The organism is Streptomyces longispororuber (assembly GCF_024448165.1).
Classification (GTDB): domain Bacteria; phylum Actinomycetota; class Actinomycetes; order Streptomycetales; family Streptomycetaceae; genus Streptomyces; species Streptomyces longispororuber_A.
The window spans coordinates 16,019-29,584 of sequence record NZ_JAMOLN010000058.1; the positions used below are offsets into that span (position 1 = coordinate 16,019).

Genomic DNA, 13,566 nt, shown 5'->3' on the forward strand with positions numbered 1-13,566 from the left:
CCCCGCCGTCCCGCCGGACCGTACCAGGAGGTTCGTCCCCCATGTCGATCACCGAACGCGCCCAGGAACTCACCCCCGACCTCGTCGAACTGCGCCGGGCCCTGCACCGCGATCCCGAGCTCGGCCTCGCCCTGCCCCGCACCCAGGAGAAGGTGCTCACCGCCCTCGACGGACTGCCCCTGGAGATCAGCACCGGCAAGGGACTCGGCTCCGTCACCGCCGTCCTGCGCGGCGGGAAGCCCGGCGGCGCCGTCCTGCTGCGCGGCGACATGGACGCCCTGCCCGTCACGGAGAAGACCGGCGCGGAGTACGCCTCCCGGGTCCCCGGCGCGATGCACGCCTGCGGCCACGACCTGCACACGGCCGGACTCGTCGGCGCCGCGACGCTGCTCGCCGAACGGCGCGAACACCTCCACGGCGACATCGTGTTCATGTTCCAGCCGGGCGAGGAGGGCCACAACGGCGCGGGCCTGATGATCGAGGAGGGCGTCCTCGACGCGGCGGGCAAGCCGCTCGACGCCGCCTTCGCGCTGCACGTCGCCGCCAACCGGCTGCCCGGCGGCCTCGTCGCCACCCGCCCCGGCACCGTCACCTCCGCCTCCGACGTCCTGCGCGTCACCGTGCGCGGCGCGGGCGGCCACGGCTCCACCCCGCACAGCGCCAAGGACCCGGTCCCGGTCGCCTGCGAGATCGTCACCGCGCTGCAGAACTGGGTCACCCGCCGCTTCGACATCTTCGACCCGGTCGTCGTCACCGTCGGCACCTTCCACGCCGGCACCCAGCAGAACGTCATCCCGGAGACCGCCACCTTCGAGGCCACCGTGCGCAGCTACTCCGAGGCCGCCCACGCCCGCCTCATCGAGGGCCTGCCCCGGCTCGTGCGCGGCATCGCGGAGGCGCACGGCATCGAGGCCGAGGTCACGTACGACGTGCAGTACCCGGTCACCGTCAACGAGCCCGGCGAGACCGCCTTCGCCCTCGACACCGCCCGCGAACTGCTCGGCCCCACCCAGGTGTGGCAGGCCCCCGACCCGGCCAACGGCTCCGAGGACTTCGCGTTCGTCCTGCAGCGCGTCCCCGGCGCGATGCTCCTGGTCGGCGCCGCCCCCGAAGGCGTCGACGCGGCGACCGCGCCCATGAACCACTCGCCGCACGCCGTCTTCGACGACCGGATCCTGGGCCGCCAGGCCGCCCTGCTCAGCGTGCTCGCCGAGGAGCGCCTCAAGCAGGGAGCCGCCGCGTGAACGCCCCCGCCCCGGCCGGCGCCAAGGTCCGTGCCGTCGTCGGACTCCTCGTCGCCTTCGAGCTGGTCAGCGGCTTCCTCCAGGGCGCCGCCGTACCCCTGGTCCCGCAGATCCAGGACTGGCAGGGCATCAGCACGGGCCAGGCCCAGTGGTTCACCACCGTGCAGTACCTGGCCGCCGCGATCAGCGTCCCCGCGTTCGGCCGCCTCGGCGACCTCTACGGACACCGGCGCCTGATCCGCGTCGCGCTCGGCTCCATCGCCCTGGGCACCGTCCTCGTCGCCTGCGCCCCGAACCTCGCCGTCCTCCTCGTCGGCCGCGCCCTGATGGGCCCCCTCGCCGCGCTCCTTCCCCTGGAGATCGGTCTCGTACGGGACCGGCTCAGCGTCGACGGCGGACGCCGGGCCGTCGGCATGCTGGTCGGCTCGCTGACCCTGGGCACCGTCCTCGGACACGCCCTCGCGGGACCCCTGCTCAGCCTCCTCGGCGATCTGCGCGCGACCCTCGTCGCCCTCGCGGTGCTCGCCGTGTGCTGCGTCGCCCTGTCCTTCGTCGCCGTGCCCGAGTCGCGCACCCGGGCCGGGGGCCGCATGGACTGGTCGGGCGCGGCCCTGCTCGCACTCGCCCTGGTCCTGCTGCTCGGCACGGTCTCGCGCGGCACCGCGTGGGGCTGGCTGTCGGCGCCCACGCTCGGCGGACTGCTGCTCGCCGCCGTGCTGCTCACCGGGTGGGCCAGGCTCCAACTCGCCCGCCCGCACGCCCTGGTGGACGTCCGGGCCCTCGCGCGCAGGCACAGCGCCCCGTACTACGCGTCCGGGTTCGTGCTCGGCGGGGTGATGCTCGGCGGACAGACCGTCGCCGTCAGCTTCATGGCCGCCTCGCCCGCCGACGAGGGCTACGGCTTCGACCTCGCGCCCTGGCAGATCAGCCTCTACGGCGTCGTCCCGAACGTCATGGCGTTCGCCGGCTCCGCCCTGTGCGCCGCGCTCGCCGTGAAGATCGGCTACCGGCGGCTGCTGCTCGTCGCCTTCGCCCTGCTCGCCGCGGGATACGCGGGACAGATCGTCGGCCACTCCGCGCTCGTCCCGTTCGCCGCGTGCGGCGCACTGGTCGGCGTCGGAGCCGGGTTCGCGCTCGGCGGCCTGCCCACCGTCATCGTGGAGCGCAGCGCCACCGACCGCACCGCGAGCGCGACCGCCGTCTACAACAACCTCAAGACGCTCGGCGGCAGCGTCGGCGGCGCCGCCTTCTCCGTCGCCCTCGGCTCCCTCGTCATCGGCACGACGGACACCCCGGCGCTCACCGCCTACCTGGCCATCTGGACCGGTGCCGCCGTCGCCTGCGCCCTCGCGGTCCTCGCCCAACTCGCCTTCCGCGGAAAGGAGTCCACGCCCGCGGAACCCGCCGCCGCACCGGTGCCCGCCGCCGCACGTCCGGCACCGCCGGGCCCCTGACCGCGCCGGGGATCTAACCTGCACGGGTGAGCACCGACCTGACCCTGCTGCCCCGCGTCGCCCACCGGGGCCGGGAGATCACCGCGCCCCGGCTGCGCGGCCTGCTCGCCCTGCTCGCCGGTGAGCCGCGGAGCGGGTGCAGCACCGAACGGCTCGTGGCGGGGCTCTGGCCCGAGGCACTGCCGGAGCGTCCCGGCAAGGCGGTGCAGGTGCTCGTCTCGCGGGCGAGGACCCTGCTGGGCGCCGACGCGATCACGAGCACGCCGACCGGCTACCGCCTCGCCCTCGCCGAGGACCAGGTCGACAGCTCCGCACTGCTGCGGCACGCCGCCGTGAGCGCGGAGCGGGCCAGGGCCGGGGACCACACAGGGGCGCTGGCCGCGGCCGAGGCCGGGCTCGCCCTGTGGCCGGACGGCCCGGACGAGCCGGGCGGCACGGACGACCCCGTCGAGGCGCTGCGCGCCGAGCGCGGTCCCGTCCGCGCCGGCCTCGTCCGCACCCGGGCGCTCGCCCTCGCCCGGCTCGGCCGGCACGCGGAGGCGGCGGACTCCCTGGCCACGACGGCGGCACGGCTGCCGCGCGACGAGGAGGTGCTCGCCGAGCTGCTGCGCGGCGAGGCGGCGATCGCGGGCCCGGCCGCCGCGCTGATCCGCTACGAGACGTACCGCCGCGAGCTGCGCGACGGGCTCGGCGCGGACCCGGGCGCCCGGCTCAGGTCCGTGCACGAGGAGCTGCTGCGCGGCGGAACCACGGTCCGGCACGGCGTCCCGCACGAACCGAACCGGCTCGTCGGCCGCGACGAGGACATCACGGCGGTGGAGCGGCTGCTGCACACCTCCCGCGCCGTCACCGTCGTCGGCCCGGGCGGCCTCGGCAAGACCCGCCTCGCGCACGCCGTGAGCCGCCGCGCCGGACAACGCGTCGTGTACGTCGTGCCGTTGGCCGGGGTCACCGCGGACGCCGACGTCGCCGCGGAGGTGGCAGCCACGCTCGGCGCGGGGGAGGGACGGCACGGCGCCGTCGGCGGCCACGCCCCCGCCGACCCGCTGGCCGGCATCGTCGGCGCGCTCGGTGCCGGGCCCGCCCTGGTCGTCCTCGACAACTGCGAGCACGTCATCGGCGGCGTCGCCGGCCTCGTCCAGGCGCTGCTCGCCCGCGCGGCCGACCTGCGCGTGCTCGCCACCAGCCGGTCCCCGCTGGGCCTCACGTCGGAAGCGGTGTACCCGCTGCCCGCCCTGGACCTGGACACCTCCGTCGACCTGTTCACCCAGCGGGCCACGGCCGCGCGGCCCGGCGTCGAACTCCCCCCGGACGCGGTGGCGGACCTCTGCCGCCACCTCGACGGACTGCCGCTCGCCGTGGAACTGGCCGCCGCGCGGGTCAGGACCCTGTCGGTGCCGGACGTCGCCCGCCGCCTCGGCGACCGGTTCGCACTGCTGCGCGGCGGCGTACGCGACGTGCCCGAGCGCCACCGCACCCTGCACGCCGTCGTGGACTGGAGCTGGAACCTGCTCGCGGACGAGGCCCGGTCGGCCATGGGTACCCTGTCCGTCTTCCCCGGCGGATTCTCCGGCGAGGGCGCGGAGCACGTCCTGGGCCACGACGCGCCGTTCCTCCTGGAGCAACTGGCCGAGCAGTCGCTGCTCACCGTCACCGACACCCCGGCCGGGGTCCGGTTCGGCATGCTGGAGACCGTACGGGAGTTCAGCGCGGCCCGGCGCGCGGAGACGGGCGAAGAGGAGCGGGCCGTCGGCCAACTCCTCGACTGGGCAAGGGACTTCGGCATCACCCACCACGAGGTGCTGCTCGGCGTCCGGTCACCGGCCGCCTGGGAGGGGATCAAGGCCGAGCAGGACAACCTCGTCGCGGCCCTGCGGCACGCCCTGACCCGCGGCGACGGCGCCACCGTCGCGGCCGTCACCGCGGTCCTCGCGTCGCTCTGGTCCACCGACTCCAACTACCCGCGCCTCGCCGCCCTCGCGGCCGACACCGGACCCCCGCTCTCGCACTACCACCCCGAGCCCGCCCACGTCGACGTCGCCCGAGCCGCCGCGGTGCTGTGCGCGGCGAGCCTCATCGTGGACCAGGCGCCCCGCGTCGTCCGCCACCTCGTCACGCTGCGCCGGCTGCCCGCCGCCCCGCCGGACACTCTGCTGCGCGCCATCGCCGTGGTGCTGCGCGCGGTGCCCGACCTGCGGCCGCCCCGCTACGACGTGCTGCGTGAACTCTGCGCGAGCGAGTACCCCCTGGTCGCCGCGGTCGCCGAGGCCGTCGCCACGTACGTCTGGGAGCACGAGCACGACATCGAGGCGGCGCTCGCCTCGGCCCGGCGGAGCATCGACGTGCTGGGACCGGTCGACAGCCCGCCGCTGGAGGTCCTGGGCCTGTCCCGGCTGAGCGAGCTGTGCCTGAAGACGGGCGACGGCGACGCCGCCCACCGCCACCTCCGGGCGGCCCGCGCGGCACTGCCCCGGTTCGGCGACGAGAACGACTACGTCGGCATCCGCTGGGGCCTCGCGCTGGCCTGCCTGCAGCGCGGCGACCCCGACGAGGCCGAGAGCTGGCAGCGGCGGGCCGAGGCCGACGGCGCCGCCCAGAAGGACCCCTTCTACAGCCCCGACCTGGGCGTCCGCGCCGAGATCGCCCTCGCCCGCGGCCGGACCGGGGCCGGCCTCGACCTGTGGCGCCGCGCCGTGGCCCGGCTGCCCGCGACCGGCACCCAGTACCCCGGTGACCTGTGGCTGGACCCGTGGGCGCTGCAGATCCAGGCGACGGCCGTGACGGCGCACGCCTACGCTGGCCGGCCGGAACCCGTCGCCGAGACCGCCGAGCGGCTGCGGACGCTGTTCACCGGACCGCCCGTGGCCTGGCTCGGACTGCCCGTCCTCGGCACGGCGCTGCACGCCCTCGGCGCCACCGGGCTCGCCGGCCGCGACCCGGCCGCCGTACGGATGGTCGCCCTCGCCGAACGGCTGTGGGTGCTGCGCGAGTTCCAGCCCACGATGGCCGCGGACCGCGCCCGGCAGGCCGCCGAGGACGCCGACCGGGCGGCGTACGCCGACGCGGTGGCCGGGTACGCCGCCCTGGGGCGGGACGCGTTGCGGGACGCGTCCCGCGCGCTCATCTCGGGTCGCGGTTGAACAGCGCCCTCGACCAGAAGTAGCCGAGCGCGGCCAGCGCCAGGCACCAGGCGACGGCGAGCCACCCGTTGTGGCCGATCCCGGTGCCGATGAGCAGTCCGCGCAGGGTCTCGATGATCGGTGTGAACGGCTGGTACTCGGCCACCGGCCGGAACCAGCCCGGCATCGCGTCGACCGGGACGAACGCGCTGGAGATGAACGGCAGGACGAACAGCGGCATGGCGTTGTTGCTGGCCGCCTCCGGGTTCGGGCTGGCCAGGCCCAGGCCGACCGCGATCCAGGTGAGCGCGAGGGCGACGAGGACGGTGAGCCCGAACGCCGCCAGCCACTCCAGGGCCGTCGCGTCCGTCGACCGGAACCCGATGGCCACGGCGACCGTGCCGACGACGAGCACCCCGATGACCGTCTGCAGCACACTGCCCAGGACGTGCCCTACGAGGACCGCCCTGCGATGGATCGCCATGGTGCGGAACCGGGCCATGATGCCCTCGGTCATGTCCATCGTCACGGAGATCGCGGTGCCCGCCGGAGTGGCGCCGATCGTCATCAGCAGGATGCCGGGGACGAGGTAGCCGATGTAGGCGGAGCGGTCGGCCTCGCCGTCGATGCCCGCGCTCATCACGTCCCCGAAGACGTACACGAACAGCAGCAGCAGGACGATGGGCGTCAGCAGGATGTTCAGAGTGAGGGAGGGGTAGCGCCGCGCGTGCAGCAGGTTGCGCCGCAGCATCGTGGCGCAGTCGCGGACGGCGAGGGACGTGCCGCTCATCGGACGGCCTCCTCGGCCGGGACGGGCTGGTCGGTGCCGCCGGTCAGCGCGAAGAACACGTCGTCGAGGTCGGGGGTGTGCACGGTCAGCGCGTCCGCCTCGATGCCCGCCGAGTCCAGCCGGTCGAGGACGGAGCGCAGCTCCCGCTGGGTGCCGTCGCTCGGGATCCGCACGGCGAGCGCCTCGTCGTCCGTGGTGACGTCCCGCAGCGCGGCGACGGCCGACCGGTACGCGGCCGGGTCGGCGAACCGCAGCCGCACGTGCCCGCCCGGCACCAGCCGCTTCAGCTCGTCGGAGCTGCCCGTGGCGGCGATCCGTCCCTCGCTCAACACGGCGATCCGGTCGGCGAGTTCATCGGCCTCGTCCAGGTACTGCGTGGTGAGGAAGACGGTGACGCCATCGGCGACGAGCTCGCGGACGATGCCCCACATGGTGTGGCGGGAGCGTGGGTCGAGGCCGGTCGTCGGCTCGTCGAGGAAGATGATCCGCGGGGCGCCGACCAGGGTCATGGCGAGGTCGAGGCGGCGGGTCATGCCGCCGGAGTAGGTGGAGGCAGGCTTCCGCGCCGCCGCCACCAGGTCGAAGCGTTCGAGGAGTTCGGCGGTGACCCGGCGCCCCTCGCGCCGGGGCAGATGGTGCAGGTCCGCCATGAGGAGCATGTTCTCCTCGCCGGTGATCAGCCCGTCCACGGCCGAGAACTGGCCGGTCACGCCGATCGTCGACCGTACGGCCTGCGGGTCGACGGCCAGGTCGTGGCCGCCGACGGACAGGTGGCCGCCGTCGGCGGTGATGAGCGTGGAGAGGATCCTGACGGCGGTGGTCTTCCCGGCGCCGTTCGGGCCGAGCAGGGAGAAGACCGTGCCGGTCGGCACCGCGAGGTCGATGCCGTCGAGGACGGTCTTGTCCCCGAAGGACTTGCGGAGCCCCTTCGCCGTGATGGCGAAGGGGACGGGCGCTGTCGTTGTGGTCATGCCGCACAGGCTCGGGCCTGCCGCACTCAGCGCGGCTTCACGACGGTTTCAGTCCCTGGAACCTGCAGGTCACAGCACCCGTCGGCGCCGCCCCAGCCACGTCTGCGCGATGACGACCACGGCGAGGAACGCACCGCTGACCACCTGCTGGTACGCGGAGTCCAGCGACCCGATCTGGTTGATCACGTTCTGGATCACCTTCAGCAGCAGCACGCCCACCAGTGATCCGCTGATGAACCCGAAGCCGCCCGTCAGCAGCGTGCCGCCGATGACGACCGCCGAGATCGCCTCCAGCTCCATGCCGGAGCCGAGGATCGTCACCCCGGACACCAGCCACGCCGCGTTCAGCGCACCGGCGAGCCCCGCGCACAGACCGGACACCGTGTAGACGCCGATCTTCGTCCGGGCCACCGGCGCGCCCATCAGGGCCGCCGCGTCCTCGTTGCCGCCGACCGCGTACACGTACTGCCCGAACCGGGTGCGGCGCAGGACCACCGCGCCGAGCACGAACAGGGCGAGCGTGATCCACACCGGGACGCCGACGCCGAGCAGCTTCTCCTGGCCGAGCGACGCGAAGAACGTGGACTTGTCGACGAGGTACGTCGTCGAGCCCTCGTCCGTGACGGCGAGCAGGATGCCGCGGGCGCCGAGCATCGCCGCCAGTGTCACGATGAACGGGGCGAGGCGCGAACGCGCGATCAGCAGCCCGTTGACCAGGCCGATCAGACCGCACACCGCGAGCGGCAGGAGCAGCGCCACCACCGTCCCGTACTGCGATCCCCAGGCGGCGAGCACACCGCCCAGCGCGAACAGCGAACCCACCGACAGGTCGATGCCGCCCGTCACGATCACGAACGTCATGCCGAGCGCGACGACCGCGAGGAACGCGGACGACAGCGCCATGTTCTCCAGGTTGTCGCCGGTCAGGAAGGTGTCGAAGGAGAGCGACGCGGCGATCACCGCGATCACCAGCGTGACCAGGGCGCCGTGCTGCTGGGCCAGTGCGCTCAGGCGTTCCGCGCGGGTCGCCCCGAGCGGTTCGTCGTGCCGTGGACCGGCCGGCGGTGCGGTCTCCACATCCGTCATCGTCATCGCTTCCCCCGTTCCCTGGCCGCGTAGACGGCGAGCACGATCACCACGGCCTGGGCGATCTGCGTCCACGACGGCGGCAGGTCGTGCTTGATGAGCGTGGCCGTGAGCAGCTGGATGAGGACGGCGCCCGCGACCGTGCCGCCGATCCGCACCCGGCCACCGGTCAGCGGGGTGCCGCCGACCACGACCGCCGTGATCGCGGAGAGTTCCATCAGATTGCCGAGCGACGTCGGGTCGCTCGCGGTCAGCCGCGCGGTGGCCAGCACCCCCGCCACGGCGGCCAGCGCGCCGGACAGCACGTACACGAGGACGAGGACCCTGCGCACCGGAAGCCCCGCCAGCTGGGCGGCCGGGCGGCTGTCGCCGATCGCGAGGAGCTGACGGCCGAACGTGGTGCGCCGCACGACGAACGCGACGAGCAGCGCCAGGGCCGCCGCGATCAGCACCAGGTACGGGATGCCGAGCACGTCACCGGTGCCCAGGGAGCGCAGGCCCGGGTCCCGGACGTCCTTGAGCTGGGGGAGGAGCACGAGCGCGAGTCCGCGGCCGGCCACCATGAGCGCCAGGGTGGCGACGATGGGCTGGACCCCGATGAACGCGACGAGCGCGCCGTTGGCGACCCCGACGAGCACGCCTCCGACGAGCGCGGCGATCAGCGCGATCCACGCGCCGTAGCCGAGGTAGAGGGAGATGAGGGACGTGGCGAGCGCCATCACCGAGCCGACCGACAGGTCGACGCCCTCGCTGCCGATCGCCAGGGCCATGCCGAGCGCCACGATCAGCACGGGCGCGACCTGCACGGCCTGGGTGCGGAAGTTTTCGGCGGACAGGAAGTGCGGGGTGAAGGCGATGTTCACCAGGAGCAGGACGGCGACGCCGAGATAGACGCCGTAGTCCTGGAGCAGGCGAAGCAGCCGGTCGCGGTCGACGGCGGCCCTGCCCAGGGTCAGTTCACTCAACGGGCGGCCCTCCAGCGGGAGTTGCGGCGATCGCGCGCATCAGACGGTCCTCGGTGACCGCGTCACCGGTGAGCTCGGCGACCACCGCGCCGTCCTTGAGGACGACGACCCGGTCCGAGCCCTCGATCAGCTCCTCCATGTCGGAGGAGATCAGCAGCACGCCCAGGCCGTCGTCCGCCAGCTCGTCGATGAGCTTCTGGACCTCGGCCTTGGCGCCGACGTCGATGCCCCGGGTCGGCTCGTCGAGCAGCAGCACCTTCGGGTTCATCGCGAGCCAGCGCGCGAGCAGCACCTTCTGCTGGTTGCCGCCCGACAGCTCGCCCACCTTCTGGTGCGGGCCCGACGCCTTGATGCGGAGTCGCTTCACGAACGTGTCCACGATCTTGTCGATCCGGCCCTCGTCGACGAGCCCGAACCGGGACAGACCCGGCAGCGCGGCCAGCGCGATGTTCTCCCGCACCGACAGGCCCGGCACGATCCCCTCCGCCTTCCGGTCCTCGGGCAGCAGACTGATCCCGGCCCGGATCGCGGCGGGCGTGGACCCGGTCCGCACCGGTGAACCGGCCACGACCACCCGGCCGCTGTCGGTGGGCAGCGCCCCCGCGATGGCCTTCGCGGTCTCGCTGCGCCCCGAACCGAGCAGACCGCCCAGCCCGACGACCTCCCCGGGCCGGACCTCCAGCGACACCCCGTGCAGCTGGTGGCGTGCCGTCAACTCCTCCGCCCGCAGCACCGGTTCGGCCGCCGCGTCGTGCTCGCCGGAGAACTTGGTGAGCCCTTCGTCCTGTACGTCGCCGATGTCGCGGCCCAGCATCAGCGACACGAGCCGCAGCCGGTCCAGGTCGCCGAGGCTCCCGGTGTGCACCACCTTGCCGTCGCGCAGCACGGTGACCACGTCGCACACCTCGTACAGCTCGTCGAGGCGGTGGCTGACGTAGACGACCGCGATGCCGCGCTCCCGCAGCATCCGGATCACGCCGAACAGGGTCCGCACCTCGCGCGGTTCGAGCGACGACGTCGGCTCGTCCATGATGACGACCTTCGCGTCGACCGAGACCGCGCGGGCCAGGGCCACCATCTGCTGGGCGCCGACGCCGAGTTCGCGCAGCGGGCGCTGCACGTCGACGCGCACGCCCAGCTCGCGCAGGGCCGCGTCCGCCTCCCGGTGCATCCGCCGGAAGTCGATCAGGCCCAGCTTCCCGCGCGGTTCGCGGCCCAGGAACAGATTGCGGGCCACGCTCATCAGGGGGACGAGATTGACCTCCTGGTAGATGGTGGAGATGCCCGCGTGCTGCGCCTCAAGAGGTGTGGAGAAGCTGACCCGTCGACCGTCGTAGCTGAGCTCGCCCGCGTCCTGGTCGGGCTGGTACACACCGGTGAGCACCTTGATCAGGGTCGACTTCCCGGCCCCGTTCTCCCCGATGAGGGCGTGCACCTCCCCGGCGCGCGCGGTGAAGTCGACGCCGTCGAGGGCGCGCACGCCGGGGAACGTCTTGCTCAGACTGCTCGCCGACAGCATCAGTACGCCTTGGAGAGGTCCGACTCGGCGTTGTCCTTCGTGTACGCGCTGTCCTTGATAACGATGTCCTGGCCGACCTTGTCGCCCTTGGTGAAGGAGTCCAGGGTCTGGAAGGCGAGCGGGCCGAAGCGCGGGTTGGACTCGATGACGCCGGAGATCCAGCCGTCGACGATGCCCTGCACCGCGTTGCGGGTGCCGTCGACCGTCACGATCTTCACGTCGCCGGCCTTCTTGCCCGCGCCCTTCAGGGCGTTGACCGCGCCGAGGCCCATCTCGTCGTTCTCGGCGTAGATCCCGGTGATGTCCGGCTTGGACTGGATGAGCTGCTCGGTGACCTGCTGGCCCTTCTCGCGGGCGAACTCGCCGGTCTGCTTGAAGACGACCTTCAGGTCGGGGGCCTTCTCCTTGATGCGGTCCTCGAAGCCCTTGGTGCGCTCGGTGGTCACGTTGTTGCCCGCGGCGCCGAGCAGGATCGCGATCGTGCCCTTGCCGCCGGTCGCCTCGATCATCTGGTCCGCGGCACGCTTGCCCTGCTCCACGAAGTCCGAGCCGATGAAGGAGACGTAGTCCTTGCACGCCGTCGCGTTGATCTTGCGGTCGACGGTGACGATCGGGATGTGCTTGGCGCCGGCCGCGCGCAGCACCGGCTCCCAGCCGTCGGAGTTGAGCGGCGCGATGACCAGCAGGTCGGCGCCCTTGGAGATCAGGTCCTGGACGTCGCTGATCTGCTTGGAGAACTGCGACTGGGCGTTCGCGGTGAGCAGCTTGACGCCGCGCTTCTTCGCCTCGGCCTTGAGGGAGGCGGTCTCCGCGATCCGGAACGGGTTGGCCTCCTTCTCGGACTGCGAGAAGCCGACGGTCGCGCTCTTCAGGTCGGCCTTCTCGCCTCCGAAGGCGGCGATGTCGCAGGTCTTGCCGCCGTCGGGGGAGGCGACCTCCTGTCCGGCGTTCTCGTTCGCCGCACTCGAACTCCCCTTGTCCGAGGCGTTGTTGTCGTCCTCGGACTTGGCACATCCGGTGGCGAGCGCGAGGCTCGCGACGAGGCCGGCGGCGAGCAGGGCCCGGCTGGCGGTACGGCGGTGTGGCACGGTCTGCGTCATGTGGAGGTCCCCAAAACGGCACGGCCCGGCGCGTGAACGCGCTGACGGGGTGGGTGAGTTCGAGATCGTTCGACCGGTCGATCGGCGGTACAGGGGAGGTTTTTACATCGTTGGAAGGAGGCTGTAAAGAGGGTGCGCAGCGACTCGTCGACGGCGGCCCGGTCGGCCGGGCCGGATTCCGGGGTCCTGCGATCAGCGTCGGCCGAGCGTGCTCTCCCGCTCCAACAGGCGGTATTCCGCCGTGAGTTCCCGCCCGGCCCGCTCCTCGGGATGCTCCAGCCGGCGCAGCAGCGACTGCACCGCGAGCCGCGCGATGGCCTGCTTGTCTGGGGAGATCGTGGTCAGCGTGACCGCCCCGAACCGGCCCTCCGCGATGTCGTCGAAACCGACCACCGCCACGTCCCACGGCACCCGCAGACCCCGCTCGTGCAGCACCCGCATCGCACCGATCGCGACCAGGTCGTTGTACGCGAACACGGCGTCCGGCCGCACCCCGGAGTCCAGCATCCTGGCCATCGCCTCGGCGCCGTCCCCGCGGTCCCAGCCCCCGGTCGCCCCGACCAGTGACTCGGGCGCGGGCAGCCCCGCCGCCGTCAGCTCGGCGCGCCAGCCCGCGAGTCGCAGATGGGCCGGCTGGTTCGCGGAATCGGTGCGTTCGCCCAGGTAGGCGATCTGGGTGCGGCCGCGGCCCAGCAGATGGCGCACCGCGGTGCGGGCCGCGGCGACGTTGTCGATCGCGATGTGGTCGAAGGGCAGGTCGTACTCCCGCTCGCCCAGCAGCACCAGCGGCACGTCGTCGTCCCGCCCGCGCAGATCGTCCGCCTCCAGCTCCAGCGGGCTGAGGATCAGGCCGTCGATCACCCGGGCCCGGAAGCCCTGGCTCACCAGGATCTCCTGCTCGCGCTCGCCCCGCGTGTGGTCGAGCAGCACCGTGACGTCGTGCTCGGCGGCCGCGTCGATCACGGCGCCGGCGAGCTCCGCGAAGTACGGGTTGCCCAGCTCGGGCAGGGCGAGCGCGATGATCCCGGTACGGCCTTTGCGCAGGTGACGAGCCGTCAAGTTCGGCCGGTAGCCCAGCTCGTCGATGGCCTCCTGGACCCGGGCGCGCATCGCGGGGGTGACGTGCTGGTAGTTGTTCACGACATTCGACACGGTCTTGATCGAGACGCCCGCGCGCTCCGCGACATCCTTGAGGCTCACCCGCACGGAATCTCCTTCGGTTCGGTGCCCCCGCGCTTCGGGAGCGCTTGTCATGACCCTGGACAGCACGCCGGGAGGCGTGCTGTCATGCCAACTGCCGTTCCTTCCAACGTTGTAC

General features: G+C 73.1%; 10 protein-coding genes. 3 read left to right on the plus strand and 7 right to left on the minus strand.

All coding sequences use genetic code 11. The features are described from left to right. Positions 1-41 precede the first annotated feature (41 nt). The 3 genes from M4J07_RS18170 to M4J07_RS18180 are packed head-to-tail and all read left to right on the plus strand — an operon-like array spanning position 42 to position 5,838. Complete coding sequence (locus tag M4J07_RS18170) at positions 42-1,244, plus strand: M20 metallopeptidase family protein (RefSeq protein ID WP_255973147.1); 1,203 nt, start codon at positions 42-44, stop codon at positions 1,242-1,244. Then, positions 1,241-2,698 (plus strand): MFS transporter, encoded by a 1,458-nt coding sequence (locus M4J07_RS18175; protein ID WP_255973149.1) that lies wholly within the window; start codon positions 1,241-1,243, stop codon positions 2,696-2,698. The genes M4J07_RS18170 and M4J07_RS18175 overlap by 4 nt, the downstream gene beginning before the upstream one ends. Positions 2,699-2,724: 26 nt before the next feature. After that, positions 2,725-5,838 (plus strand): ATP-binding protein, encoded by a 3,114-nt coding sequence (locus tag M4J07_RS18180; protein WP_255973151.1) that lies wholly within the window; start codon positions 2,725-2,727, stop codon positions 5,836-5,838. Here the strand turns inward: M4J07_RS18180 and M4J07_RS18185 are convergent. The 7 genes from M4J07_RS18185 to M4J07_RS18215 form a co-directional block, all read right to left on the minus strand. Further along, a complete protein-coding gene (locus M4J07_RS18185) occupies positions 5,819-6,607 on the minus strand; it encodes an ABC transporter permease (protein WP_255973153.1) in 789 nt (262 codons plus the stop codon). The genes M4J07_RS18180 and M4J07_RS18185 overlap by 20 nt on opposite strands. Next, positions 6,604-7,578, minus strand: a complete 975-nt coding sequence (locus tag M4J07_RS18190) for an ATP-binding cassette domain-containing protein (RefSeq protein WP_255973155.1) — start codon at positions 7,576-7,578, stop codon at positions 6,604-6,606. The genes M4J07_RS18185 and M4J07_RS18190 overlap by 4 nt, the downstream gene beginning before the upstream one ends. Positions 7,579-7,647: 69 nt before the next feature. Then, positions 7,648-8,664 (minus strand): ABC transporter permease, encoded by a 1,017-nt coding sequence (locus M4J07_RS18195; protein ID WP_374215056.1) that lies wholly within the window; start codon positions 8,662-8,664, stop codon positions 7,648-7,650. A gap of 2 nt (positions 8,665-8,666) precedes the next feature. Then, complete coding sequence (locus M4J07_RS18200) at positions 8,667-9,629, minus strand: ABC transporter permease (RefSeq protein ID WP_255973159.1); 963 nt, start codon at positions 9,627-9,629, stop codon at positions 8,667-8,669. Continuing rightward, complete coding sequence (locus M4J07_RS18205) at positions 9,622-11,148, minus strand: sugar ABC transporter ATP-binding protein (RefSeq protein ID WP_255973161.1); 1,527 nt, start codon at positions 11,146-11,148, stop codon at positions 9,622-9,624. Before M4J07_RS18205 ends, M4J07_RS18200 begins: the two co-directional genes overlap by 8 nt. Further along, the gene (locus M4J07_RS18210) at positions 11,148-12,248 is read right to left on the minus strand and encodes an ABC transporter substrate-binding protein (protein WP_255973163.1); all 1,101 of its coding nucleotides are present in this window, start codon (positions 12,246-12,248) and stop codon (positions 11,148-11,150) included. The genes M4J07_RS18205 and M4J07_RS18210 overlap by 1 nt, the downstream gene beginning before the upstream one ends. A 192-nt stretch (positions 12,249-12,440) precedes the next feature. Then, a complete protein-coding gene (locus M4J07_RS18215) occupies positions 12,441-13,454 on the minus strand; it encodes a LacI family DNA-binding transcriptional regulator (RefSeq protein ID WP_255973165.1) in 1,014 nt (337 codons plus the stop codon). Positions 13,455-13,566 lie beyond the last annotated feature (112 nt).